Below are 22146 nucleotides of genomic sequence, written 5' to 3'. Positions count from 1 at the left end.
GACCCAATCCCCGCCACAGTACCGCCACAGCTTTAAAAATTGCCTAAGCGAACCCTAATGACTAGGTAAGGATCGTGAACGTCGCGTTAGGTTTTCGTTCGGCATTTGAGATAATCGCGGTCCGGCCCTGATTTTGCCGGGAAAAATCGCTTGAGGAGCCAAGCTGGCGCCGCCGGGATGCTTGACCTATATTCCGGCCATTGGCAGCCAGCGCCACGCAGATTGAAAGAACCATGAACAGCCTCGATCTTCCCGGACGCCCAGAAGACACCCGCGTCGTCGTCGCAATGTCGGGCGGCGTCGATTCATCGGTCGTTGCCGGCATCCTGAAGCGCGAAGGTTATGATGTCGTCGGCGTCACCCTGCAGCTTTACGACCACGGCGCGGCAACGCACCGGGCCGGTTCCTGCTGCGCCGGCCAGGACATCGACGATGCCCGCCGCGTGTCCGAGACGCTCGGCATCCCGCATTACGTGCTCGACTATGAAGAGCGCTTCCGCAAGGCGGTCATCGATCCCTTCGCCGAGAGCTATGTCGCCGGCGAGACGCCTATCCCCTGCGTGTCCTGCAATCAGACGGTCAAGTTCGCCGACCTTTTGGCCACCGCCCAGGATCTCGGCGCCGATGCTTTGGCCACTGGCCATTACATCCGCTCGCGCGCCAATGGCGCGCATCGCGCGCTCTACAGGCCGGTCGATGCAGACCGCGACCAGAGCTATTTCCTGTTCGCCACAACCCAGGCGCAGATCGACTATCTGCGCTTCCCGCTCGGCGGTCTTTCCAAGCCGCAGGTGCGAGCGATCGCCGAGGAGATGGGGCTGACGGTCGCCGCCAAGCAGGACAGCCAGGACATCTGCTTCGTGCCGCAGGGCAAGTACTCCGACATTATCGCCAAGCTGAAGCCGGCGGCCGCCAATCCGGGCGATATCGTCCATATCGACGGCCGCGTGCTCGGGCGTCACGAAGGCATCTTGCGCTACACGATCGGCCAGCGCCGCGGGATCGGCATCGCTTCGGGCGAGCCGCTCTATGTCGTCCATCTCGACGCCGACCGCGCCCGCGTCATTGTCGGCCCGCGCGAGGCGCTGGAGACCCACAGGATCTACCTGCGCGCCATGAACTGGCTCGGCGACGGCCCGCTCTCCGACGTTCCGGATGGCGGGATCGAGCTTTTCGCAAAAGTCCGTTCGACCCGGCCGCCGCGCCCGGCGGTGCTGCATCACCGCGACGGCGTGACCTCGGTCGAGCTGGTCGACGGCGAATCCGGCATCGCGCCCGGACAGGCCTGCGTGCTCTATTCCGATGACGGCAATGAGGCGCGAGTCTATGGCGGCGGCTTTATCGAGCGCTCCGAGCGCGGCGCCGAGGCCGAGGCGATGCTGTCCAGGCTTGCGCAGCAGCCCGCGCACGTCCCCGCCGGGTAACCGACCCCTTCAATCGGCGCTTTGGCTCAGGCCTCCCTTAGCGGACGCCTTAAGCGGGCGACCCGCTATGCGTCACCGTGCCAGCCGTCAGGATGCGCAGCACCCGGATCGCTTCCTCGCCGTCGGTGCGCGGTTCGGCGCGCGTCTCGATGCACTGCATGAAATGGGCGAGCTCGCGCGTCAGCGGCATGCCTTCGCCGACCGCAACGTAGGAAGGCTCGTTGGCGGTGAAGGCCCACTGGCCGCTGTCCTGCCAGACCGCGTGCCTGTAGACGGCAAGCTTGCGCTCCCACGGCTCGACATCGTCGAACACTGCCATCGCCTTGGTTCCGACCACGGTCAGCCGGCGCTCGCGATAGGGATTGAGACGAGAAGCGAACAGATGGCTGCGCACGCCGTTCGGAAAGCGCATGTGCAGATGCGCGAAGTCGCTGAGGTTGTCGAGCAGTGCCGCGCCCTCGCCCCGGACCTCGATCGGCTCGGTGCCGGTGATGGCGAGGATCATCGAGAGGTCATGCGGCGCAAGGTCCCAGAGCGCATCGTTCTCGGTGTGGAACTTGCCGAGGCCGAGCCGGTGCGAGTGGATGTAGCGCACCTCGCCGAGCTCGCCATTGTCGATCAGCGCTTTCAGCGTCTCGAAGGCGGGGTGGAAGCGCAGCACGTGGCCAACCATGAAAACGCGGCCATTGTTCCTGGCCGCCTGCACCGAACGCTCGGCGTCCTCGACCGTCAGCGCGATCGGCTTCTCCACCAGCACGTCCTTGCCGCCCTCGACGGCGCGCAGCGCCATGTCGGCATGGAGTTGCGGCGGCAGCGCCATGACAATGGCGTCGATATCGGCGCGCTCGAACAACTGGTCCGGCCCGATCGCCAGGCAGTCCTGCTCGCTGGCGAAACCTTCGGCGCGGGCGCGGTTGACGTCGGAAACGGCATGGAGCGCCCCAAGCGCCTTGAGGGTGCGGATGTGGTTGCTGCCCCAGTATCCGCAACCGAGGACGGCGATGCGCGGCTTCATTCGTTCAAACTCTAGAATTTCGTGGCCGAGACATAGCGACGTGCCCCGTCGAACTCAACCCCGATGCATGCGCTTCAGCGTCTGCCCGGCACGGCTTGTCCTGGATGAGATTATGCTGATGCGTGCGGCTTGACAGCTTTGCCCTGCCAACCTTATATCCGCGCGACCTTGGCGAACGCCTCAAATTGCCCACGATCGGTGTGGGTTCTTCGAGCCTCTTCGCCGCTCCTGGCGGAGTAGCTCAGTTGGTTAGAGCACGGGAATCATAATCCTGGGGTCGGGGGTTCAAGTCCCTCCTCCGCTACCAGTCCTCAGAGACAAACAATTCTCTGCTGAAAAGCGTCGGCTGTGAAGCCCAGCATCTGCGCGCTTCGAGGTCCGAACCTGGGGATCGACACTCACCGACGGAGTCCGAATTGTTCTCCGAATGGCCCACATTCTCCAAAGCTGGGGAGTAGGCGTTTTTAACCCCCAGCTTGCGACGTAAGCAATCTCAACGACATGCTGTCACGACCCAATTGGCGGCGGTTTTGTGTGTCGCTCGGTAGCCAAGTGGAGAACGAAACGGTTCATGGCCGAAGGCAAGTTTGCGCTAAAGTGGTCGCTCGAATATGCGATTTGGAATGGCGCGAATGGGCCGTATGCAGTCGGTCCGGTTCGGTACGAATTCAGCGATAAGCTGCCATTCTGCTACCGACCTCAGCGTTTGGCACTCGATTGAGCCAAAATTAATTCTCCCGTACCTCCAAGATCAATCTATCGGAACCAAGAAATGCGCGATTTTGTTCATTAGATCGGACTGAAAATAAAGTTCACGTCGCGCCTTGTTCGCACCTTAATTGAAGCGCATATAAGGAGCTCGTTGATTTGGCCGATTTGGCTTTGCGGTGTCAGAGACCCGCCATTCACCACCGAATTCTCGATAGCGGTCCATGCGGCGATCCGGCACGTATGCCGCTCCGTTCGAACCCTGGAATAGACGCCGGCGCTGACCACGGATGTACTGGCAGCATCGGCATCGTTCCGGTTCGGATGGGAATGATGCGGGAAGGGCGTCTGCGTGCTCCCGCGGAAATCGCAACCATGACGAGCCGTACCACACAGACCGTCGTTCACTTCTCCGCCCCGTTCCGGCTGCCGGACTTCAATACGCTGCAGCCGGCCGGCGACTATCGCGTCGATCATGACGAGGAAGCGATCGAGGGCGCCTCCTGGCTTGCCTGGCGACGTGTCGGCGCTTTCATCCACTTGCCGGCCATCGGGATGCGTGGACCTACGCAGCAGATGGTGCCGATCAATCCGGCGGACCTCGACCCCGCCCTGGAAAAGGATAACCAACCATGACCACCATGAGCATTCAACGGCGCACCGCGGATGCCAACCGCCGCGCGACACCGATGCATCTCTTCACCATTGGACAAGCTGTCCGCCTGCGCGGCAACTTCGGCACATTCCCGAAGACCTGGGAAGTCTACCGCGTCACCGGCACGCTCCCGCCGAGAGGAGATTCGCCGCAATACCGCATCCGCAACGACGAGGCGGCATGAGCGGGTGGCCACACAGGACAGCCTCGAACCAATCCGTCCGTCGCAATCCAGCGAAGGCGCAACCCTCATCGAAAGGACGTTCGGCGATGGCCAAGGGACAGAAACGCAGCAATCGCGAGATCAGGAAGCCGAAACAGGAAAAGGTGCCGCCCAAGTCTGAAAGCGGATCCGGCGGTCCGATCAAGGTAGCCGCGAACAGCAACGCTTCGCGCGGCAACGGCAAGGCCTGATGGCGGCGATGCGGGAGATCGGCGGGCAAGAAGATGAAGATCGTGATCGAATTCTACCGGACCCGCGACGCTGATGATGCCCATGCCGTCGTCGCTCGTGAAACCGTGGAGGTCGATCTCGACGGCGCCATCGCAGCCGCGCGGCTGTTGGCGCGGACCCTCGAGCTGCCGCAGCACCCCGACTCCATGATGATCACCGACGCAAACGGCAAAATGCACTACTCCGGCATCATCGGCTCGGAAGCGGTGAACGAAGGAAGGCAATGACAATGAATACGTTCTACCTTACCTAGCGTCGCTTACGCACGGAACGACCGGGCCCACGTGCCGATCTCGTCAGTCCAAGCTGTCCATATTGTTGTGCAGCGCAGCAACGATATTGCTGCAAGTGCGTTGCCTACGATGCCGTCCAATTCCGGGCGTCAAACAGGGACGGCCATATTGCAAAAAATCTCCGATACAATCGCGCGCCTGAGCGCGTTGCGGGCGCAACGCGCCATTCATGTCCAGGGCCCCAGAGGACAAGACCGTCTCCAGGCTTTGACCGACTTCGGTTCCAATCCTGGAGCGTTGAAAGCCAAATTCCACCTTCCGCTCGCTTTGCCGACGAATGCGCCACTCGTCGTCGTCCTCCACGGCTGCACTCAGGATCCCGCCGCATACGACCATCATTCCGGATGGTCACAGCTTGCCGACGAGGCCGGCTTTGCCCTGCTTTTTCCCGAGCAGCAACGTGCCAACAATCCGAACCTTTGCTTCAACTGGTTCGAGCCTGCCGACACCCGGCGCGATACGGGCGAGGCGCTTTCGATACGCCAGATGATCGAGGCGATGGTCCTCGCGAAGGGGATCGATCGAGAGCGCATCTTCATCACCGGCCTCTCGGCCGGCGGCGCGATGGCGGCAGCCATGCTGGCGACCTACCCGGAAGTGTTTGCAGGTGGCGCCATCATTGCGGGCATACCCTACGGCAGCGCGACGACGATCCCGCAGGCGTTCGACCGCATGCGCGGCCATGGCGGTCCGTCGGGAAAGGAACTGCAACGGATCCTTCGTCATGCTTCCGACCATAGGGTACCGTGGCCGAGGATTTCGATCTGGCAGGGCACGGCGGACCAAACAGTGGCGCCGTCCAACGCGGATGCCGTCGCGGTACAATGGCTGGGCGTTCATGGATTCGACAAGAAGACGCCGACGCATTCGGAAACGACCGGCAGGCTTGCGAAGCGAGTCTGGCGGAATGTCGGGGGTGAAGCAGTGATTGAGATCAACATGATTGCCGGAATGGGACACGGTACGCCGATCCGCGATGGCCTGGGCAGTCCAGGCGCTTTCATGCTCGATGTCGGCATCTCGTCCACGCGCGACATCGCGCGTTTCTGGGATATCGTTGCGACGCAGACGAATGGTTCGATGCGGTCGAATCTGAATATGGAGGGCGAAACGCCGTCCTCCGGCTCGTCGTCGCCGGCCGGGGAAGAGGCGCTAGAAAAATTTCACACTCCGTCAGCCGGCAACATATCCGCGTCTCGACCCGAGTCGGGCCCGCATGGCATACAGGCCGTCATCGAAGATGCCCTGCGAGCGGCGGGTTTGATGCGCTGAAAAAGGGGCTCTGAAAAGCGCACCGCTGCCGAGAAGCGGGACTACGTCCGTGGCGTCTCCGTCGCGCAGGGATGCCGGCTGATGGCCATTGCGCGTTCGACCTATTATGACTGCCCGGAGCGGCCGACTGATGCCGCAGTCAGTCCGATTAGTGTCTCACTTGCATACACTGGGGGATTGCTCGCTCAAATCCTGCCCCTAACGTCAGGGACGTCGCAGCGCATGTCTGCAATCATCCAATAACCGTTTGGCGTTCAAGAGTAGGCGAAGACGGACAGCAGTCGTGTGAAATAGGAAATCCGTGTAGATTGGCACGCCCAGCACGCAGTGTTTCCGTGAGCCCTTCAGCAGATTTTTGCATGGACCGTTCGATGGCCCAGTGAGACCCAAAGTGGATATCATGGTGTTTGATCTATCAGTCGAGCGGATCTTGGGAACTGGCGCACTTGTGCTTCTGGGCATCGGCTGCATTGTCGTGCTCTGGCCATTCCTCTCCGCCTTGATCTGGGCGGCGGTGCTCTGCTTCTCCACCTGGCCAGTCTACACTTGGTTGGAGCGACTTCTAGGAGGAAGGAGGACGCCCGCCGCGCTTGTCATGACGCTGCTTGTGGCAGCTGTTATTGTGGCGCCGTTTGCCATCTTGGTCGCAACACTGGCCGACAGTGTGGCGACCGTGGCCCAGTCCGTGAACAGCCTTCTTGAGCAAGGCCCACCTGCGCCGCCTGGGTGGGTAGCCGAAATCCCCTTCATAGGTGAGCGGGTTGCGCTTTACTGGCAGGGCTTGGCCTATAATGCACCAGCCTTCCTCGTCGAGCTGACGAAGCTGATCCGGCCTGCGACCGACATCGCAGTGGCCAGCGGCGCGGTTCTGGGCGTCGGGCTCCTCGAACTGGCACTGAGCGTGTTCATCGCGTTCTTCTTTTATCGGTACGGCCGCCAGATGGCAGCTTCCGTGCGCGGCACTTCCGAGCGGATCGGCGGCACTCGCGCACGGCATCTGCTCGCAGTTGCGGGCTCAACAGTTACCGGGGTGGTTTACGGTGTGATCGGGACGGCTCTTGCGCAAGGAGCGCTGGCCGGGCTTGGGTTCTGGATCGCAGGTGTGCCTCAGGCGCTGCTGCTCGGCTTCCTCACATTCCTTCTGTCCTTCGTGCCCGCCGCTCCTCCGCTGGTTTGGGGGTCCGCCGCCCTCTGGTTGTTCTTTCGGGGCGAGGTCGGCTGGGGCATCTTCGTTGCTACTTGGGGTTTGCTGCTGGTGAGCAGCATCGACAACCTGTTGAGGCCCTATCTTCTTACCCAAACGAATAGCTTGCCAGTACTGCTCAGTTTCTTCGGTTTTCTCGGTGGCATTTTGGCCTTCGGCTTCATCGGTGTGTTCCTCGGCCCTGTCCTCCTGGCAGTGGGATACAGCCTGTTTCTTGAATGGCAGGCTAACGACGGCCAGACGGGTAGTCCTCTTGGTGAGTAGTCCCGCCGAAAGGATGAGCGAGCGCGCGCATCTCGAATCTGGGGCGGCGTTGAATGCAGCGTCGTGCGCCGACTGCCGCATTTCTTCCATGCGGACGAGATAGCAGTCGTAGCAGTCGCCGAGCGGCTTCCTTTGGCGGTGTCGAACGCACGTGCGGTAACCGTCCGATCAGGTGCCAAAATGACGGCGAGAGACTGGAAGTCTGCTGGACAAGAAGAACCTCACCATCCCACGCCTTTGCCAGCGCCATGCATTGCCAAGCCGAATCGCTGGCAAGGCCGCACGGAACCAAACTCCTGCCTTATCCATTACGGGTATGGCGATATTCTTTCGTCTCTCCGGCGAGTCCGGAAGCGCCATAGCGGCGCAGAAAGACACTCAGATGAAGTACCTACAGCGTATGAACGAGAACCCCTCGTCGTGGCTCTTGCTTGCGACATTCGTCGCCGTCGTGGCTTACCTCGGCTATCTCGCGGGAACCGGGATGACGTGGTGACCTTCGCCCAAGCGCCGCTTGGCGACCAATCAATCACCCCTGATTTCGTGCCGCAATCGCTGCATTTCTCGTTCAATGTCAGAAAGAAAGCGCGGCCGTTTGCGGCAACAAAGACGACGTTGTGATGTCGCTGCAGACAGGTCAAAGGACATTTCCATGTCAAACCCGTCACGGGCATTCTACACAAGTTCGAACGGCGACCGCTGGTTGGTCGTCAAGGTCGGCGAGCGGGACGAGATTTTCGTGAGGCATGAGCCGAACCGGGCCTCGGGCGGTCAACCCTCCGAGGTCGACATCGAGACCTTTATTGCCCGCGGACCTGGCTCACCCGAAGGCAAAGCCTTGATCGATCTGCTCGACCAACTGCGCGGCGAACAGGACCGGGAGAGTATGGAAGAGCTCGGCGATCGATAGATGGCCAACCTATAGGGCCGTCGGTATGCCTGCGCAGCACCGATCACGTCTTGCGCCCTCGCCTTCGCACGGCCTCCGGCTTCATTTCTGATGCGCAACGTTCCGCCCTCGGGACGGTCGATTTCGAATGCGTTCGTTTTGCGGACAAGATCGCTCAGCTTGCGAAAACCAAACGTGCGGGGACCGAAGTCGAGGCCAGGTTGGCAAGCTGCGTGCCGACCTCACCGAGCGGAACCCAGCCATCCTCGCCTTCCATCTGCGCGATGATCTTGCGGATGATCGGCACGGCAGCTGAAGGCGGTTGCAATGGCTTCACGCTCGATACTGCCTCGGGTTCGTTCGCGGGTGCAGACGGAAGCAGATTCTCGGTATAGACAAATCGCCGGCACGCTGAGGCGTTCTTGCCTGTCGTGTAGGCGAACTGCTGCTGGGGTATGATTGCGTGCTTCGAAAGACGCTTCGAAAGAACGTCGGCCCACGCTTTCGAGCGCGAGCTTGAAAAATCCCCGTAGATGCGACGCACGCTGGCCTCGCCAATCTTGGCGATCTCCTCGAACAGCCCGTCGGCGATCTTGGCGGAGGCATTGTCGGCATCGATCAGAACGGCTAGGCGCGGCGACCGCGGCTCGGACGGTATCATAGAGCTTTCCTAGCGCTGTTCGTGCGACCTGAAGTTTTTGCTCTCAATGTCAATGATGTCGCCGCAGTTGGAGCATTCCATCTGGGTGTGAGTACGAATCCAGCCGACGAGCCTCTTTGCCTGATAATGGCAACGGGGGCACTCTACGTCGATTTCGAAGCTATCGGTCTCGCGCTTTGTCATCGCCATGCCTAGCTTTCATCAGTAGCGCTCTCCTGCGCTTCCTTCTTTTCTATGGACGAGGGTTTCTCCTTTGCAGCTTTCCCGGCAAGCTTGGCTTCTTTCTTGGCCGCCTTGGCGTTCTCTCGTTGACTCCGCTCGTATCGATAATTCGGCTTCATCGCCATTCGAACTCTCCGTATGCAGGTATGAAAACCTCGCTAAGCAAGAACGCTACTGAGATTTCGGAACCGCAATCCGGCCAGCGCGCGCGGTAAAAAAAACCGCAGAGTCGATGTCGCCAAGCTCAGTAATTCTCAACCGTGCGATCGTAGCTGATCCCCGCATCCTTAAGCGCGGTGAGGAATGCGACACTCGCGTCATCGGCGGCACTATCTTCGGCGCAGCACTTCATCGCGTCAGTCCACGCCGGGCTGTCATTTCCAGGCCAATGGTCAAACAGGAAATCCGAGGCCTGTGCGACGGACTCAATCAGAGTGAAGCCGATCGGACCGGCGATGTAGACAACCACAGGAACCCGAAACTTTTTGCCAGCCATCGTGCACCCTACGCCCGACTGCGCGGAAAGACGAGTAGCGTGATTGGCATATATTTTCAGCCCGCCTTGATCGCATTCCGGATACGGTCACCGGAAATCGGCGGCGGTCAAAGTGTAGGAGTCGCGGCGGTGGCGCGCATAAACCTTGCCTGCCACGTGCTGGATAGACGTCCTCAACGCATCGAATGCCGAAAGATAGGCCGTCTCCACGCTAGCTTTCCCACCCAGGACAAGGCCGTTTTTGGCCAGCGCCTCGGCCTCGATGAAGAAACGGATTTGAAACATGCCGTCATGACCGATGAAGTAGACGCCGTTACGCTCCTGATCAAAGCTTCGGCTGGGGTTCGGGAATGCGAGCGTCATGACTCGCCTGCCGGTGTCTCGGGAGCGCCGGCGGTGAATGACCGCGCGGCGGTCCTCGCCTTGCGGCGCTCGCTGTTGCGAAGGTTGAGCGACAACATGTTTTTCGTCGCTTCCGAACGGCTGAGCCCGATCATGGAGGCGCCGTTGACATGCGCTGGAATGCCCGTGAAGACGTGATAGACCGTCCAGGAACGGTCGGCTTCGACGCGGCGGCCATATTGGTGGTCCCTAAAATCGCATGCCTGCGCGCCGGCTGCATTTTCTTCGCCGGGATCGACCCGGGCGTTGCGCGGGGTGGGATGGTTGCTCGCGTTCATTGTGTCGGCCCTTTGTCTGTGCCCGCCTGCGCGGCAATGACGCTGGAATAGATCGTCGCGCCGTCGGCGTCGGCGATTGCGACCGCATCTGGCCACTGCGGCATGTTCAGCGTCGTTGCCAGAAGCCGCCCGATCTCGATCGCCGCGTCGAGGTCGGCCGCGTCCACGGTCTCACGGCCGACGACAGCGTGCGCGTCGTCGGTAACGCGCGTGCGATAGAATTCGATCACGACCTTCATCCGAGCCCGTCGCGCGGAAACATCCTGCCGTCAGCCCTTGCTCTTGGGCGTGAGTGCCGCCGGCGCCCTTTTGATTTGGCCAAACGCACTCTCAGGCTTGACCGGAACTTTTTCCTGCTTGGGCTTCCTGATCTCTTTGTTCGAGCGTTTCTGTCCCTTGGCCATGTCCAAATGTCCTTTCGATGAGCCTTATGCCGCCGTCCGATACTTCGGCGACCGGTTCCAACCTGTCCTCCGTCACCACCCGCTCGTGCGGCTCGGCGTCGCTGCGGATGCGGTATTGTGGAGAGTTTTCCCTTGGCGGCAGGGTACGGGTGACCCGGTAGACTTCGGCGGATGTCGGTCCCGTGCCGAGACCGCCCTTCAGCCGGACCGCCTGTCCGAGGTCAAAACGACGTGGCGGGGCTCCGTGCTGGATAGGGCGTGCATTGCGTTGCATGAGGGTGGTCATGGTTGTCTCCGGTCCTTGTCGAACGCCGCCTCGAGTGAGGCCGGTTCGATCTGCACCATTTGCTGCATGGACCTCTTCGCGGAGATCGCTGGCAGGTGAATGAACGTGGCCACGCGGCGCCATGGGGCGCGGGAAGCGCTTTCGAGAGTCTCCTCGTTGAGATCGACACGATACTCTGCGGCCGGTTGCGGCGCATCCAAGCCGGGCAGCAAAAACGCCGCATAGAAGCGAACGACGGTCGACGTAGTGCGAGTGGTCACTTGCGGCTTTCTGCGGAAACGCGTGCATGCGCCTTCCGCTCAAGTTCCAGCCAAACCGGCGAAACAATGTCGGATGCCGCCAATACATCCTTGGTCAGCGCCGGATTAACTTTACGGTCGAAGGTAGCGAGTTGCCGCGCCGGAGCGGGCGATCCATTCGCCGTCGGAGGTCGGTCGAGAGGCGTCGACATCAACCAAATCGAATTTTATATATGCGCCCTAATTGCGCTACACACAAGGCGCAGGCGGCGTTTATTTTTCCTGGTCAAATAAAAACCCGAACACAGCGGCAAAAAAACCGGCAGAAATTCTCCTGGTCCCAACGCGATATTTTCTACGGCTCGCGGATTATTGCGACGAATAAGTTGCCTGGCCCGGCAAATAATTTCGGTTCTCCTATCTATCGCGAGGCAAGCTGTTTATAGAAGGGTATGCACGCCCGTTCCGCGACAAGAAAGAAGTTGCCCTTGGAGCATGGTCGCCCGACAGCCGCGCCAACCGTGAAGTCTGGCATTTTGAGCACCGCCAGGGTCTTGTCCATGCGTGAACCGCCTCGCAGGTTTGGCAAGCTTGGCATCAAGGGGTCGTTCCCTGTCCCGACGGGGCGGGCCAGTGCGAATGGCATGGAGAATGTGGCGAAACGCATGGGGGTGGCGCTCTCCTCATACGGTTCACTCGCCTTGAAGGCGTGTGTCGCGCTCTGGATTGTCGCTGTGCTGGCCTCGGTTTTTATTATCTTGAAAGCCTGAACCTGGTCAGCATCGTCGAGAGGCGAAAACGAGAAGGATGCGAGCATGGCTAACCGCTACGCGCTTCGGATCGACGAGCCGAACAGTTGGACCGTTTTCGACATCTTCACAGGCCAACCCGCCGAGTTCGAGAAGAAGATGATGGTCAGCATCAAGACGCGCCGGGCGGAAAAAATTGTTGGTGAACTGAACATTCAGGACGCCAAGCGGCGGGAAAAGGCCGGCCGGCAATCCTGATTGGTGAGACCCATAATTCGGTTCAGGGCTCCTGGCCCGGTCATGTGGGGCAACCGCCGAATGTCGACTGCCTCCTGCAGTCATTTCACTTGAAAGGATAAGACCCATGAGAACCATGAAAACACCGGATGCACCGCCGCTCGTGATGGCCGCGGTCGCCAAGTCACCCAAGATTATCTCAGCTCGGCTGACGATCAGAACCGACGAAGCAGCAAGGCGCAGGATCGCCGACACCGACGGCACTCTGAGGCGGGCACGCGACCTCGCGGAACGCAATCGCCTGATCTGAACCAGCCCTTCGTTGGCCCAAAGTGTCTATCGCAACAGCCGCCCTGGTGATTAGCGCCTCAAACTGCGATCCCCAGCGAGGTTGGGTTTGGGCGGGTACCCAGTGGGATAATGGCAATGGCAACTATCGAATTGATAACCGTTGAGGAGCGGCCCGGTCGCCAGCTTCTATTTAATGTTCGCGTGACCTCCGCAGCCGGCAAAATAGAACTGCCGATCGCCATTGAGGGCCAAGGATCTGACGCTTCGAATGAAACGACGGTTCTTCAGTTCGCGCTTGGTTTTGCCAAAGACCTAGAGGCTTCGGTCCGGCTTCGCCTTGGAGTGGAAAAATAGCGGTCTCTAGCAGCGACGAGTCGCTGTGCCAATGCATCATCGGCGAGACGGTGCCGTCCAGAACGCCGATAAACGCCGACCGAAGCCTTGACCCTGCTTTAATTCCCACCAAGGCGTGGCTGAATACCTAGCCGCGGAGTTCCTTCGCTGCGCCCTTAATTTCGTCTCTGTGCATCGTTCTCGCCTTTTTAGCAGCGAAGTCTGCTTACGGCCGCCGGGCAAGCTAGCTCCAATGGCCGGGGGGGCGCATTGCGGTCATTCGTGACTCGGTCAAACAGTGCGATGGTCTGCCCTCAAACTAGACCTCACAATCAGCAGGTATTGCGGCGCTGGCGTTCCCACACAACCGGGAACCCTCGCACTAGTGGCTGTAATTGCATGGTCTTAGACTGGCGGCCATCAAGGATCGCTTCGACCAAGTCGGGTGCCAGCAGCGTTAGTCGGAGCATGTGTCCGACAAACGATCGATCGAGTCCTATTGCTTCGGCAAGTTCGGAGACGGTGGCAAATCGACCGGCATCCAATTGATGCTTCCAATCAAATGCCTGCACCACAGCCCGCAGCAGCGTGTTGTCGACGCGTGGGCGTGCAGCCTGCCATTGTTCCTGGGAACCAGGCGAGACCACCAGCTTGCGACCACCACGCTTTCTGATCGCCAAGGGAAGGCGGACGATGAGGATTTCGCCGTTGTCGCTCAATTCTGGGCCGGCCATCACGCTGCCCTCCCCAACTCGCGTCGGGTTTGCAATTCGGCAACAAGGCTTTTGATTCCGTCCGTTCGCAGACGGATTGAAACACCCTCGGGGCTGACGTCGATCCGTTGGACCAGCAACTGAATGATCCGGGCTTGCTCTGCAGGAAAAAGTTCGTCCCAAAGGGAATTGAATTCGAAGAGACGCTCTCGAATCTCTGCTTCGTTGGCGCCATCGCCTTGTTCTCGAAAAGCCGCCCATGTCTTCACGATCATCTCAGGCTGGCAGAGCATCTCCCTGACCTGATCGATCACTGCACCTTCGATTTCCGCAGCGGGCAATCGCCTCACGGTGCAGGTTTCAGGCCCGAGCTTCTGCACACTGGTCGTCACGTAATAGCGATAGAGGCGACCCTTCTTTCTCGTATGGGCAGGCGTCATTGCGTAGCCGTTCGGGGCGAATATGAGACCTCGGAGAAGCGCTGGCGTCTGCCGCCGGCAATGCCCTGCCCGCTTGCGTGGGTCTTCGGCAATGATTGAGCGGACCTTGTCCCATAGATCGCGACTGATGATCGCCTTGTGCTCGCCCGGGTAGCTGGCGCCTTTGTGGACGGCCTCCCCGATGTAGACCCGGTTGCTCAGCAGCTTGTAGAGCAGACCTTTGTCGAAGGCCTTACCATTCTTGCGCCGGAGCCCCTCGGCGGTGAGCGTTCGAGCCAAAGTGGTCGCTGACCCACTCTGAAGAAATCGCTGGAAGATCATCCGGACAGTTGCAGCCTCCTCTTCGTGAACGATCAGCTTGCGGTTCTCGACGCGGTAGCCGAGCGGCACATTGCCACCCATCCACATGCCCTTGCGCCGAGACGCCGCGAACTTGTCCCGGATGCGCTCGCCGATCACCTCGCGCTCGAATTGAGCAAACGACAGCAGGATGTTGAGCGTCAACCGTCCCATCGATGTGGTGGTGTTGAAGGACTGGGTGACCGAGACAAAGGTGACGTCGTTGGCCTCGAATGTCTCGACCAGCTTGGAGAAGTCCGTGAGAGATCGAGAGAGCCTGTCGATCTTGTAGACGACCACTATGTCGATCAGGCCTGCTCCGACGTCCTTCAGCAGACGTTTCAAGGCGGGCCGCTCCAGCGTTGCACCAGACAGGCCACCGTCGTCATAGCGATCGGGCACAAGGACCCAACCTTCGGCCCGCTGGCTGGCCACATACGCCTCACAGGCATCGCGCTGGGCGTCGAGGGAATTGAACTCCATGTCGAGGCCTTCTTCGGAGGACTTGCGCGTGTAAACCGCGCAGCGGAGCTTTCTCACGGCCGACTTTGTCTCTGATGGCATCACCGGGCTCCCTTCTGGCTGCGCAGGCCGAAGAACAGCCAACCATTCCACCTGGTGCCGGTGATTGCCCTAGCGATGGCGGACAGCGACTTGTAGGGGCGCCCCTGATATTCGAAGCCATCGGCAAGCACGGTGGCGATGTGTTGCTCGCCCTGCCATTCACGCAGCAGTCGCGTGCCCGAAACCGGCATATTGTCCTTCCGGCTGCGTGAGCCCCGAGGCTCAAGTTCCTCCGCCAGGGCGGCAAGCCGTTTCAAAGTCTCCGGTTTCAGCCCGCCGTAGGCGAGTTCCTGGATGCGATAGGCGAGCCTGCTCTCCAAAAACTTTCTGTTGTAAGGAGGCGGTTCCGCGGCGAAGAGGTCACGCCACGCTGACTTGAGCGTGACGATGTCCATCGCCTTCAGTTCGGCAATTCGGGCCAGCACGTTGTCGGTCATTTGCAATTCTCCGTCGGTGAAGTTTCGACGGCACCACCGCTCTGGTTGGCGATGAAGTCCACGCAACTATTCTCCAACTCCGCAGATAGTTTGCTTGACTGTCGCGCCCGTAGACGCATCAGGCCGAGCACAAGCAGCGCGGCGATTTCCGTTAGGCGCTCAGAGGCGTCCATTAGGTCTGCATGAAGCGGGTTCGGCCCTGCCATTCGTTTCGATTCCGGTAGCTCTCGGTAAGGGAGCTTTAACCGTCAAAATCAGTGTCTCCAGCCCGACGCGAAACGCGGTGGAGTGCAGCGAAAAGAATTGTAATCGTCGGTAGCTCAACGCAGTCCAGGCACGTCTATCCAATGGCTGATTTGATTCCCGAAGGCTGCATATCGCTTCACATGGCTTACGCTCAGTTCGCTTCGGAGCTGTGGGAAGGTCATTCACCGCTCAACGACTTTTGCGAGAGGTTGACGTACACCGGCAGTCCGCGGGCAGTGGTTGAACGCTGCAAAGCATCGTTGGCCGCGTTGACCGACGTTGTCCTTGAAGAATTCAGGCGGGCCTTCGCCAGCGGCATGCTGAGTGCTTTGGTGAGGCCACGTGGCTCGGCGGAGAATTTTGTTATCCCGGAGGATAGCTGGGCGTCTGCGTTTTTTCCCGAACGTGCCTTCCTGAGCGAGGAGATCGTGCATGGCCATGCCGGCTACTGGAACAATCTCCTTGGTCGCACTCCATTCGTCAGGCGGTCGGAATTTGACCCTTGGCTGGTTCACAAGATCAGTCGAAAGCGCGATGCCAAAGCCATTCCATCTCCGGCCGTCCAATCGCTGCGATCGCACCTAACCGAGCTTGCCGCGGACGGGCTTTTATCATCGGTCGATGCCGAAGCCTTTGCTTCGAAATGGGGGCTGCTGCCGTTGGCCACAAGACCGGCAGACGGGGACCACGATCCAATGACCCAATCGCACTGGACGATGTGCATGGCCGCTACCTGGATCATGTGCCGCGAAGTGGGTGCGGTCCGCGAAGTGATGGATGGATATCGCAAGAACTGCAGCATTTGGACGTCGGTCAGCCATCGCATTCGCGGTGATGGCGGCCAAATTATTGAGATCGAGGGCGAGGAGTTAACCACGCGGCGCAACAGCAGCCTGTTCGAGCTTGGACTGCTGGAAGCCGTTGGTGAGAAGCCATCCAGCTATCCAACAACGACGTCGGTAAAGGATGCCGAGGGGCTACTTTGGGATCATCTTGGCAACGGCCACCTGGCCGCCAGTGCTCTTGGACGATCAGGTGAAATTGAATCGATATCGGCTGATCAATGGCCTTATCTGGTACTAGCCACCGACCGCTTCGGTGGCGACTACCTGTGCTCGAGTTATGATCCGCTCGAAAAATGCTATGAACGCGTCACACTTCGCAGGGCAGATCTTCTGGCCATTTGGCCTTCCAATCCGACGTTCGTCTCAGAGTTGCCTCCAGCACCAGAGCGGAGGCCGACCCGGCAACGCGACGGAAAGCTGCAAGCCACCGTTGACGCATTGAAGGAGTGCTACCCGAACGGCCTGCCCAAGGGCCTCGCCGTTAAACAACGGCTCGATCGAATCAATGCGTGGCACGTGGAGAGGGGAAATACGCCGGTGTCCTTTTCTACCATCCTGCGCGCGTTGGAGCGCATCTCATCGCACCAAGTGACGTCAACTGGCGTCAACTGAGCTGCTGGACGAGTTGGAAATTTGAGCCAGAGATACTCCGGGCCCATCGTGATCCCACGGCCGCGTCAATCCCGACGCGCCTCAGGGAAAGACCGATGACCAATCAAAAACCCTTTGGCTCCCCGATCTACCTCAATCAGCAAGAACTAGCAGCGCGCTGGCGCATCAGTGCAAGGACACTTGAACGCTGGCGCTGGCTGAAAGTCGGCCCTAATTTTTTCAAGCTGTCGGGCAAGGTCACCTATGCGCTCGACGACGTCCAGGCATACGAGCGCCGCCGCAGGGCGGAGACGCACTCCTCGATCCTCGGCTCGTGGGGTGACTAATGGCCATGGAAAAAGAAAACCCGGTGGCGCTTGGAGGCGCTTGCCGGGCTAGTGTCACGATGCCGGTGAGCAAACATGACGCGGAGACCAATAGGGCATCCTGCGTTGACCTTCAAGCTCGACTGCTGGTCGCACGATACATGTTGTCGGTGCCGCTCGCTGTTGCGATTGCTGAACTAGCTTTCTCCTCCGGGAGGGGCAAATGACGTTCCATCAGGAAAGCCTGGCGCGGCGCCAACAAGAAGATGAATGCCTGGAGGGGTGCGGATTTGCCTCGCGGAAACTCGTTCTCCCTGAACTGATCAACGAACAGCAATTTGATTGGCTGCTAAGTCAGGGCGTCTCGGTTCCGACGATTGTGCGGCCGAGCATGATCAAGGCGGCAACTGGGACCAAAGCTCCTGACGGGTTGTTCGAGCCGACGCCGGCTGGAGCCAGTTGGCTAGTAGTTGAGACGGAGCAGGATCTGGTCTTCTGGAATCCGAAGACGAACGTGTTTGCCACCGACTTCGGCAATGCCTTTGCCCTTGGCGAGGAGATGATCGGCGCCGCGGCCACCTACAGTTTCGACTGTGCTCTGAACATCTATTCCCATCCCATGGATTGGTTACGCGCGAAACGCGATGGGATCGTCGTTTTGCCGGATCAGTGGTACCGAGCCTTCGACAGGTTGCGAGATGCACCTCGGATCGCGCTCGCCGAGAGCCTGCTACCAATCTATCGGCGACACATGCGGCCGGCCCGTTTGCCTGAACTGTTCGTCATGACGTCAAACAGGGAGGCGGTCGCATGCTGAACCATAAGCCCGTCCCTGTCGAAGATTATGAGCGGGCTCAGAGGAAGTCGGCCGGCTTCGCGCGGACCAAAACCACCACCCTCATGGCAACGGTATTTCCACCCATTCGCTGGGTAGTGCCCGACTATGTGCCGGAAGGTCTCGCCATCCTCGCTGGCCGTCAGAAGCTGGGCAAGACATGGCTGGCGATTGACATGGCAGTTGCTGTTGCTTGCGGCGGCGCTGGCATGGGCACGATCATGTGCGAGCAGGGTGACGTCCTTTACGTTGACCTGGAGAACGGTCCTCGTCGTATCCAGAGGCGGATTGAAACTCTCCTTCCGGATGCGCGTCTGCGCCCCGATCTTTCGCGCCTGGAATGGGTCACAACGGCTCCGCTTCTCAACAACGGCTTCATCGACGCTCTCGACCACTGGCGCCTCTCAGTCGTCAAGCCGCGACTTGTCGTGATCGACGTTCTCCAGCGCATCAAGCCGCCGGGCAATAGCAACCAGAATGCCTATGAGAGTGACTACGCGACTTTGTCGCCGCTGCAACGATGGGCGACCGAGCACGGCGTTGCAGTGATCGCGCTTCATCATACGAAGAAGGGTGGTGCCGACGATCCTTTGGAAGCCCTGAGCGGATCCAACGGCATGTCGGCCTGTGCTGACACAACCTTGGTGCTGGATAGGGATCAAAACGGCACTACCCTCTATGTCCGCGGGCGAGACGTCGAGGAGAAGGAAAGCGCGCTGACGTTTGTTGGTGGCATTTGGACCCTGTGCGGCGAGGCAGCAGATGTTCGCCGCTCAAGTGAACGCGGTAACATCCTGGCAACATTGGAAGAGGCATCGGAGGAGATGTCACCAAGCGAACTCGCACATGTTACCGGCATGAAGCACGGTAACGTCAGAAAGCTCCTCCATGTCATGGCAAAGGTTGGCGAAGTGCGGAAAACCGGGCGCGCGAAGTACATTCATCCGAGAAACGCCTCTTGAGAATTCATTCCGGCCACCCCCCGGTAACAGCGGTAACACGGTAACATCAGGGCTATCCCCGAAGGAATTCGGTTGGGTAGCCCATCAGCTAAAGTTACCAAGTTACCGATGTTACCGGGGTCTGGTTCGGCGATCGCTGCGGGGAACGAACGTCTGCGAACATCTGTCGGAAAATGTCGTCCTTACAGCAACTTAGGCGTTGCTGTAGAATCAAATCATGAAACTCGACGCCGCAATTTCGATCAGCTACCGCCCGACATCGGCGCTCATCCCCTACATCAAGAACGCCCGCACGCATTCGGAGATGCAGGTCGCACAGATCGCTGCATCGATGCGTGAGTTCGGCTGGACAAACCCGATCCTCGTCGATGGCGAAAATGGCATCATTGCCGGCCACGGACGCCTGCTTGCCGCTCGTAAGCTCGGCATGAACGAAGTGCCGGTGATCGAGCTGACCGGCCTCAGCGAAAACCAGAAGCGAGCACTGGTCATTGCCGATAACAAGCTGGCGCTCAATGCCGGATGGGACACTGAGACACTTGGCCTCGAACTCGTCGATCTCGGTGAGTTGGGATTCGACCTGGCGTTGACCGGCTTCGACGAGGCCGAGATCACAGCGCTGACCAGCAGCGCCAATCCGGGCCTGACCGACCCCGATGATGTGCCAGAAACTCCAGCGACGCCCACGTCCCTACCCGGCGATGTTTGGGTGCTGGGCAGGCATCGTTTGATATGCGGTGACAGCACCAATCCGGCCGACGTCGAGCGCGTGCTCAATGGCGTTAAGCCACACCTACTTGTTTCGGATCCTCCGTACGGGGTCAGCTACGATCCCGCCTGGCGCGAGCGGCTCGGCGTTCCATCGGATGCGCTCGCCAAGGGCGCCGTTCTCAATGATGATCGCTCCGACTGGCGAGAGGCGTGGGCCCTGTTTCCGGGCGACGTCGCGTATGTCTGGCACGCGGCTCTTCATTCGGCCTCGGTCGTCACCAGTCTTGAAGCCAGCGGCTTCGCCGTGCGCGCCCAGATCATCTGGGACAAGACCCGGCTGATCATCGGCCGCGGTGACTATCACTGGCAGCACGAACCCGCCTGGTACGCCGTCAGGAAAGGCAAGAAGGGCCATTGGACAGGCGATCGTAAGCAGACGACGGTCTGGGCCATTCCTCACCGCAAATCGGAAACAGGCCATGGCACGCAAAAGCCGGTCGAATGCATGCGGCGCCCGATCGAGAACAATTCCTCGCCGGGCCAGGCTGTCTACGAACCCTTCTGCGGTTCCGGGACGACGATCATCGCGGCTGAGATGACGGGTCGCGCGTGCCATGCGATCGAGTTGGACCCGACATATGTCGACGTTGCCGTGCTGCGCTGGCAAGCCTTTACAGGCGAGGGAGCGATCCTGGAGGGCGACGGCCGCACCTTTGCTGCCGTCCGCGTACAGCGGGCCAAGGAGGCCGCGTGAATGGGCAGAGCATCGCACAAGCCCGATGATGCATCCCGGCGCCAGGTCGAGGCACTGGCCGGCTACGGCGTGCCCGAGACAGGTATTGCCGACATGGTCGGGATCGATCCTAAAACGCTTCGCAAGCACTATCGGAAGGAACTGAGGATTGGCCATACCAAGGCCAACTCCGCTGTCGCGCAGAGCCTGTTCCGCAAGGCTACCGGTGAAGGCCATCAATCGGTCACTGCAGCGATCTTCTGGGCCAAGACCCGGATGGGCTGGAAGGAAACGGTCGTCAACGAACAAGCCGGCGAGCCAATACAGACGATCACCAGGGTGATCATCGATGCGCCCGACCGGCAACGGCTGAAAGCGACGGACTCCCCGGCGGCGCTGAAAGGACCCGCTCACGGTAGCGGCGACGATTGATCTTCCAAACCTGAGGCTCTGCCGTGGCCACACTGAGCATCCAAACCGCGCAGATCTTCCAGCCGCTGCTGGCGCCGGCTCGCTATAAAGGGGCGCATGGCGGCCGCGGATCGGGCAAGTCCCACTTCTTCGCCAGTCTGATGATTGAGGACAGTCTCGCCGAACGCGGACTGCGATCAGTGTGTATCCGTGAAGTTCAAAAGAGCTTGAAGGAATCCGCCAAGCGGCTCCTGGAAGACAAACTCGCCGAGTGTCGCCTCGGTGAAGCAGCCGGGTTCAGGGTCTTTCGTGAGGTCATTGAAACGCCAGGCGACGGCGTCATCACCTTCCAGGGCATGCAGGACCACACAGCCGACTCCATCAAGTCGCTTGAAGGCTTCAAACGCGCTTGGGTCGAAGAAGCGCAGACCCTGTCATCGACATCATTGGCGCTGCTGCGGCCGACCATCCGAGCGCCCGGCTCTGAACTGTGGTTCTCATGGAACCCACGCCGAAAGACCGACCCGGTCGACGTCATGCTGCGAGGCCAGGAACTGCCGACAGGAGCAAGGGTCGTTCGCGCGAACTGGTCGGATAATCCTTGGCTGCCGCCTGAGCTAGAAACCTGAGGCTCTGCCGTGGCCACACTGAGCATCCAAACCGCGCAGATCTTCCAGCCGCTGCTGGCGCCGGCTCGCTATAAAGGGGCGCATGGCGGCCGCGGATCGGGCAAGTCCCACTTCTTCGCCAGTCTGATGATTGAGGACAGTCTCGCCGAACGCGGACTGCGATCAGTGTGTATCCGTGAAGTTCAAAAGAGCTTGAAGGAATCCGCCAAGCGGCTCCTGGAAGACAAACTCGCCGAGTGTCGCCTCGGTGAAGCAGCCGGGTTCAGGGTCTTTCGTGAGGTCATTGAAACGCCAGGCGACGGCGTCATCACCTTCCAGGGCATGCAGGACCACACAGCCGACTCCATCAAGTCGCTTGAAGGCTTCAAACGCGCTTGGGTCGAAGAAGCGCAGACCCTGTCATCGACATCATTGGCGCTGCTGCGGCCGACCATCCGAGCGCCCGGCTCTGAACTGTGGTTCTCATGGAACCCACGCCGAAAGACCGACCCGGTCGACGTCATGCTGCGAGGCCAGGAACTGCCGACAGGAGCAAGGGTCGTTCGCGCGAACTGGTCGGATAATCCTTGGCTGCCGCCTGAGCTAGAA

At 60.1% G+C, this 22146-nt stretch carries 31 protein-coding genes, 1 tRNA gene and 2 pseudogenes; 20 read left to right on the top strand and 14 right to left on the bottom strand.

Going from position 1 to position 22146, the window contains the following annotated elements:
- Positions 1–233 precede the first annotated feature (233 nt).
- Positions 234–1424 (top strand): tRNA 2-thiouridine(34) synthase MnmA, encoded by a 1191-nt coding sequence (gene mnmA, locus CK220_RS28720; RefSeq protein WP_095814751.1) that lies wholly within the window; start codon positions 234–236, stop codon positions 1422–1424.
- 49 nt (positions 1425–1473) lie between these two features.
- On the opposite strand, the gene CK220_RS28715 is transcribed toward mnmA, so the two are convergent.
- Entirely contained in the window at positions 1474–2439 is a 966-nt protein-coding gene (locus CK220_RS28715; protein ID WP_095814750.1) for a Gfo/Idh/MocA family oxidoreductase, read from the bottom strand.
- A gap of 230 nt (positions 2440–2669) precedes the next feature.
- On the opposite strand from CK220_RS28715, the gene CK220_RS28710 reads away from it, so the two are divergent.
- The 8 genes and pseudogenes from CK220_RS28710 to CK220_RS32165 all read left to right on the top strand — a co-directional run bounded on the left by CK220_RS28710 (position 2670) and on the right by CK220_RS32165 (position 8199).
- Positions 2670–2746, top strand: a tRNA-Met gene (locus CK220_RS28710).
- A gap of 776 nt (positions 2747–3522) precedes the next feature.
- Entirely contained in the window at positions 3523–3783 is a 261-nt protein-coding gene (locus CK220_RS28705; RefSeq protein ID WP_095814784.1) for a hypothetical protein, read from the top strand.
- Positions 3780–4146 (top strand): annotated as a pseudogene (locus CK220_RS32670) (hypothetical protein). Before CK220_RS28705 ends, CK220_RS32670 begins: the two are co-directional and overlap by 4 nt.
- A 103-nt stretch (positions 4147–4249) precedes the next feature.
- Positions 4250–4483 (top strand): hypothetical protein, encoded by a 234-nt coding sequence (locus CK220_RS28695; protein WP_095814749.1) that lies wholly within the window; start codon positions 4250–4252, stop codon positions 4481–4483.
- A gap of 174 nt (positions 4484–4657) precedes the next feature.
- The gene (locus CK220_RS28690; RefSeq protein WP_176479245.1) at positions 4658–5821 is read left to right on the top strand and encodes a PHB depolymerase family esterase; all 1164 of its coding nucleotides are present in this window, start codon (positions 4658–4660) and stop codon (positions 5819–5821) included.
- Between the two features lie 400 nt (positions 5822–6221).
- Complete coding sequence (locus CK220_RS28685; RefSeq protein WP_095814783.1) at positions 6222–7289, top strand: AI-2E family transporter; 1068 nt, start codon at positions 6222–6224, stop codon at positions 7287–7289.
- A 489-nt stretch (positions 7290–7778) separates the two neighbouring features.
- On the top strand, positions 7779–7910 hold the full coding sequence (locus CK220_RS32875; RefSeq protein WP_280952768.1) for a hypothetical protein: 132 nt from the start codon (positions 7779–7781) through the stop codon (positions 7908–7910).
- Positions 7911–7992: 82 nt separating this feature from the next.
- On the top strand, positions 7993–8199 hold the full coding sequence (locus CK220_RS32165) for a hypothetical protein (RefSeq protein WP_176479240.1): 207 nt from the start codon (positions 7993–7995) through the stop codon (positions 8197–8199).
- A gap of 86 nt (positions 8200–8285) precedes the next feature.
- On the opposite strand, the pseudogene CK220_RS28675 reads toward CK220_RS32165, so the two are convergent.
- The 10 genes and pseudogenes from CK220_RS28675 to CK220_RS28640 all read right to left on the bottom strand — a co-directional run.
- Positions 8286–8836: pseudogene (locus tag CK220_RS28675) on the bottom strand (NYN domain-containing protein); the annotation flags it as partial.
- A 194-nt stretch (positions 8837–9030) separates the two neighbouring features.
- A complete protein-coding gene (locus CK220_RS32160) occupies positions 9031–9186 on the bottom strand; it encodes a hypothetical protein (protein ID WP_176479242.1) in 156 nt (51 codons plus the stop codon).
- 119 nt (positions 9187–9305) lie between these two features.
- Entirely contained in the window at positions 9306–9557 is a 252-nt protein-coding gene (locus CK220_RS28670) for a DUF982 domain-containing protein (protein WP_095814746.1), read from the bottom strand.
- 87 nt (positions 9558–9644) lie between these two features.
- Positions 9645–9920 carry a DUF1488 domain-containing protein gene (locus CK220_RS28665; protein WP_095814745.1) on the bottom strand — a complete coding sequence of 92 codons (276 nt, stop codon included), beginning with the start codon at positions 9918–9920 and terminating at the stop codon, positions 9645–9647.
- Complete coding sequence (locus CK220_RS28660; RefSeq protein ID WP_095814744.1) at positions 9917–10237, bottom strand: hypothetical protein; 321 nt, start codon at positions 10235–10237, stop codon at positions 9917–9919. The genes CK220_RS28665 and CK220_RS28660 overlap by 4 nt, the downstream gene beginning before the upstream one ends.
- Positions 10234–10476 (bottom strand): hypothetical protein, encoded by a 243-nt coding sequence (locus CK220_RS28655; RefSeq protein ID WP_095814743.1) that lies wholly within the window; start codon positions 10474–10476, stop codon positions 10234–10236. Before CK220_RS28655 ends, CK220_RS28660 begins: the two co-directional genes overlap by 4 nt.
- A 91-nt stretch (positions 10477–10567) precedes the next feature.
- On the bottom strand, positions 10568–10927 hold the full coding sequence (locus tag CK220_RS28650; protein WP_095814742.1) for a hypothetical protein: 360 nt from the start codon (positions 10925–10927) through the stop codon (positions 10568–10570).
- A complete protein-coding gene (locus CK220_RS28645; RefSeq protein ID WP_095814741.1) occupies positions 10924–11187 on the bottom strand; it encodes a hypothetical protein in 264 nt (87 codons plus the stop codon). The genes CK220_RS28650 and CK220_RS28645 overlap by 4 nt, the downstream gene beginning before the upstream one ends.
- Positions 11184–11378 carry a hypothetical protein gene (locus tag CK220_RS31670; RefSeq protein ID WP_141245249.1) on the bottom strand — a complete coding sequence of 65 codons (195 nt, stop codon included), beginning with the start codon at positions 11376–11378 and terminating at the stop codon, positions 11184–11186. The genes CK220_RS28645 and CK220_RS31670 overlap by 4 nt, the downstream gene beginning before the upstream one ends.
- Positions 11379–11587: 209 nt before the next feature.
- Positions 11588–11983: a hypothetical protein gene (locus tag CK220_RS28640; protein WP_095814740.1), complete on the bottom strand. Its 396-nt coding sequence runs from the start codon at positions 11981–11983 to the stop codon at positions 11588–11590.
- Here CK220_RS28640 and CK220_RS28635 point away from each other — a divergent pair.
- From CK220_RS28635 to CK220_RS28625, 3 genes are all read left to right on the top strand, one after another.
- Positions 11982–12173, top strand: a complete 192-nt coding sequence (locus CK220_RS28635) for a hypothetical protein (protein WP_095814739.1) — start codon at positions 11982–11984, stop codon at positions 12171–12173. The genes CK220_RS28640 and CK220_RS28635 overlap by 2 nt on opposite strands.
- Positions 12174–12279: 106 nt before the next feature.
- On the top strand, positions 12280–12462 hold the full coding sequence (locus tag CK220_RS28630; protein WP_095814738.1) for a hypothetical protein: 183 nt from the start codon (positions 12280–12282) through the stop codon (positions 12460–12462).
- A 116-nt stretch (positions 12463–12578) separates the two neighbouring features.
- On the top strand, positions 12579–12797 hold the full coding sequence (locus CK220_RS28625; RefSeq protein ID WP_141245248.1) for a hypothetical protein: 219 nt from the start codon (positions 12579–12581) through the stop codon (positions 12795–12797).
- A 311-nt stretch (positions 12798–13108) separates the two neighbouring features.
- Here the strand turns inward: CK220_RS28625 and CK220_RS28620 are convergent, their stop codons facing one another.
- Genes CK220_RS28620 through CK220_RS28610 form a run of 3 tightly spaced genes read right to left on the bottom strand, consistent with a single transcriptional unit; the run spans position 13109 to position 15269 of the window.
- Entirely contained in the window at positions 13109–13510 is a 402-nt protein-coding gene (locus CK220_RS28620; protein ID WP_095814736.1) for a hypothetical protein, read from the bottom strand.
- Positions 13510–14832, bottom strand: a complete 1323-nt coding sequence (locus CK220_RS28615) for a recombinase family protein (protein ID WP_095814735.1) — start codon at positions 14830–14832, stop codon at positions 13510–13512. The genes CK220_RS28620 and CK220_RS28615 overlap by 1 nt, the downstream gene beginning before the upstream one ends.
- The gene (locus CK220_RS28610; RefSeq protein WP_095814734.1) at positions 14832–15269 is read right to left on the bottom strand and encodes a DUF2924 domain-containing protein; all 438 of its coding nucleotides are present in this window, start codon (positions 15267–15269) and stop codon (positions 14832–14834) included. Before CK220_RS28610 ends, CK220_RS28615 begins: the two co-directional genes overlap by 1 nt.
- A gap of 347 nt (positions 15270–15616) precedes the next feature.
- On the opposite strand from CK220_RS28610, the gene CK220_RS28600 reads away from it, so the two are divergent.
- The 8 genes from CK220_RS28600 to CK220_RS28565 all read left to right on the top strand — a co-directional run.
- Positions 15617–16972, top strand: coding sequence for a hypothetical protein (locus CK220_RS28600; protein ID WP_141245247.1), 1356 nt, complete (start codon positions 15617–15619; stop codon positions 16970–16972).
- A 95-nt stretch (positions 16973–17067) separates the two neighbouring features.
- Positions 17068–17298 (top strand): hypothetical protein, encoded by a 231-nt coding sequence (locus CK220_RS28595; protein WP_095814731.1) that lies wholly within the window; start codon positions 17068–17070, stop codon positions 17296–17298.
- A gap of 202 nt (positions 17299–17500) precedes the next feature.
- Positions 17501–18094: a hypothetical protein gene (locus CK220_RS28590; RefSeq protein ID WP_245429434.1), complete on the top strand. Its 594-nt coding sequence runs from the start codon at positions 17501–17503 to the stop codon at positions 18092–18094.
- A complete protein-coding gene (locus CK220_RS28585) occupies positions 18088–19074 on the top strand; it encodes an AAA family ATPase (RefSeq protein ID WP_095814730.1) in 987 nt (328 codons plus the stop codon). Before CK220_RS28590 ends, CK220_RS28585 begins: the two co-directional genes overlap by 7 nt.
- Before the next feature lie 217 nt (positions 19075–19291).
- On the top strand, positions 19292–20539 hold the full coding sequence (locus CK220_RS28580; RefSeq protein ID WP_095814729.1) for a site-specific DNA-methyltransferase: 1248 nt from the start codon (positions 19292–19294) through the stop codon (positions 20537–20539).
- On the top strand, positions 20540–20950 hold the full coding sequence (locus CK220_RS28575; RefSeq protein ID WP_095814728.1) for a hypothetical protein: 411 nt from the start codon (positions 20540–20542) through the stop codon (positions 20948–20950). It begins immediately after the preceding gene.
- A gap of 23 nt (positions 20951–20973) precedes the next feature.
- Complete coding sequence (locus CK220_RS28570) at positions 20974–21558, top strand: phage terminase large subunit (RefSeq protein WP_210201455.1); 585 nt, start codon at positions 20974–20976, stop codon at positions 21556–21558.
- Positions 21559–21567: 9 nt separating this feature from the next.
- Positions 21568–22146, top strand: a 579-nt coding sequence (locus CK220_RS28565; RefSeq protein ID WP_210201454.1) for a phage terminase large subunit, incomplete at its 3' end; no start/stop codon positions are given.

The sequence above is a fragment of the Mesorhizobium sp. WSM3860 genome, assembly GCF_002294995.1.
Classification (GTDB): domain Bacteria; phylum Pseudomonadota; class Alphaproteobacteria; order Rhizobiales; family Rhizobiaceae; genus Mesorhizobium.
This window is presented reverse-complemented; position numbering and strand designations above follow the sequence as displayed.

Excerpts from the sequence above, each read along its gene's own strand:
- mnmA (WP_095814751.1), top strand. The coding sequence starts at position 234 with ATGAACAGCCTCGATCTTCCCGGACGCCCAGAAGACACCCGCGTCGTC.
- CK220_RS28715 (WP_095814750.1), bottom strand. The coding sequence starts at position 2,439 with ATGAAGCCGCGCATCGCCGTCCTCGGTTGCGGATACTGGGGCAGCAAC.
- CK220_RS28705 (WP_095814784.1), top strand. The coding sequence starts at position 3,523 with ATGACGAGCCGTACCACACAGACCGTCGTTCACTTCTCCGCCCCGTTC.
- CK220_RS28695 (WP_095814749.1), top strand. The coding sequence starts at position 4,250 with ATGAAGATCGTGATCGAATTCTACCGGACCCGCGACGCTGATGATGCC.
- CK220_RS28685 (WP_095814783.1), top strand. The coding sequence starts at position 6,222 with ATGGTGTTTGATCTATCAGTCGAGCGGATCTTGGGAACTGGCGCACTT.
- CK220_RS32160 (WP_176479242.1), bottom strand. The coding sequence starts at position 9,186 with ATGGCGATGAAGCCGAATTATCGATACGAGCGGAGTCAACGAGAGAAC.
- CK220_RS28670 (WP_095814746.1), bottom strand. The coding sequence starts at position 9,557 with ATGGCTGGCAAAAAGTTTCGGGTTCCTGTGGTTGTCTACATCGCCGGT.
- CK220_RS28665 (WP_095814745.1), bottom strand. The coding sequence starts at position 9,920 with ATGACGCTCGCATTCCCGAACCCCAGCCGAAGCTTTGATCAGGAGCGT.
- CK220_RS28660 (WP_095814744.1), bottom strand. The coding sequence starts at position 10,237 with ATGAACGCGAGCAACCATCCCACCCCGCGCAACGCCCGGGTCGATCCC.
- CK220_RS28655 (WP_095814743.1), bottom strand. The coding sequence starts at position 10,476 with ATGAAGGTCGTGATCGAATTCTATCGCACGCGCGTTACCGACGACGCG.
- CK220_RS28650 (WP_095814742.1), bottom strand. The coding sequence starts at position 10,927 with ATGACCACCCTCATGCAACGCAATGCACGCCCTATCCAGCACGGAGCC.
- CK220_RS31670 (WP_141245249.1), bottom strand. The coding sequence starts at position 11,378 with ATGTCGACGCCTCTCGACCGACCTCCGACGGCGAATGGATCGCCCGCT.
- CK220_RS28635 (WP_095814739.1), top strand. The coding sequence starts at position 11,982 with ATGGCTAACCGCTACGCGCTTCGGATCGACGAGCCGAACAGTTGGACC.
- CK220_RS28640 (WP_095814740.1), bottom strand. The coding sequence starts at position 11,983 with ATGCTCGCATCCTTCTCGTTTTCGCCTCTCGACGATGCTGACCAGGTT.
- CK220_RS28630 (WP_095814738.1), top strand. The coding sequence starts at position 12,280 with ATGAGAACCATGAAAACACCGGATGCACCGCCGCTCGTGATGGCCGCG.
- CK220_RS28625 (WP_141245248.1), top strand. The coding sequence starts at position 12,579 with ATGGCAACTATCGAATTGATAACCGTTGAGGAGCGGCCCGGTCGCCAG.
- CK220_RS28620 (WP_095814736.1), bottom strand. The coding sequence starts at position 13,510 with ATGGCCGGCCCAGAATTGAGCGACAACGGCGAAATCCTCATCGTCCGC.
- CK220_RS28615 (WP_095814735.1), bottom strand. The coding sequence starts at position 14,832 with ATGCCATCAGAGACAAAGTCGGCCGTGAGAAAGCTCCGCTGCGCGGTT.
- CK220_RS28610 (WP_095814734.1), bottom strand. The coding sequence starts at position 15,269 with ATGACCGACAACGTGCTGGCCCGAATTGCCGAACTGAAGGCGATGGAC.
- CK220_RS28600 (WP_141245247.1), top strand. The coding sequence starts at position 15,617 with ATGGCTGATTTGATTCCCGAAGGCTGCATATCGCTTCACATGGCTTAC.
- CK220_RS28595 (WP_095814731.1), top strand. The coding sequence starts at position 17,068 with ATGACCAATCAAAAACCCTTTGGCTCCCCGATCTACCTCAATCAGCAA.
- CK220_RS28590 (WP_245429434.1), top strand. The coding sequence starts at position 17,501 with ATGACGTTCCATCAGGAAAGCCTGGCGCGGCGCCAACAAGAAGATGAA.
- CK220_RS28585 (WP_095814730.1), top strand. The coding sequence starts at position 18,088 with ATGCTGAACCATAAGCCCGTCCCTGTCGAAGATTATGAGCGGGCTCAG.
- CK220_RS28580 (WP_095814729.1), top strand. The coding sequence starts at position 19,292 with ATGAAACTCGACGCCGCAATTTCGATCAGCTACCGCCCGACATCGGCG.
- CK220_RS28575 (WP_095814728.1), top strand. The coding sequence starts at position 20,540 with ATGGGCAGAGCATCGCACAAGCCCGATGATGCATCCCGGCGCCAGGTC.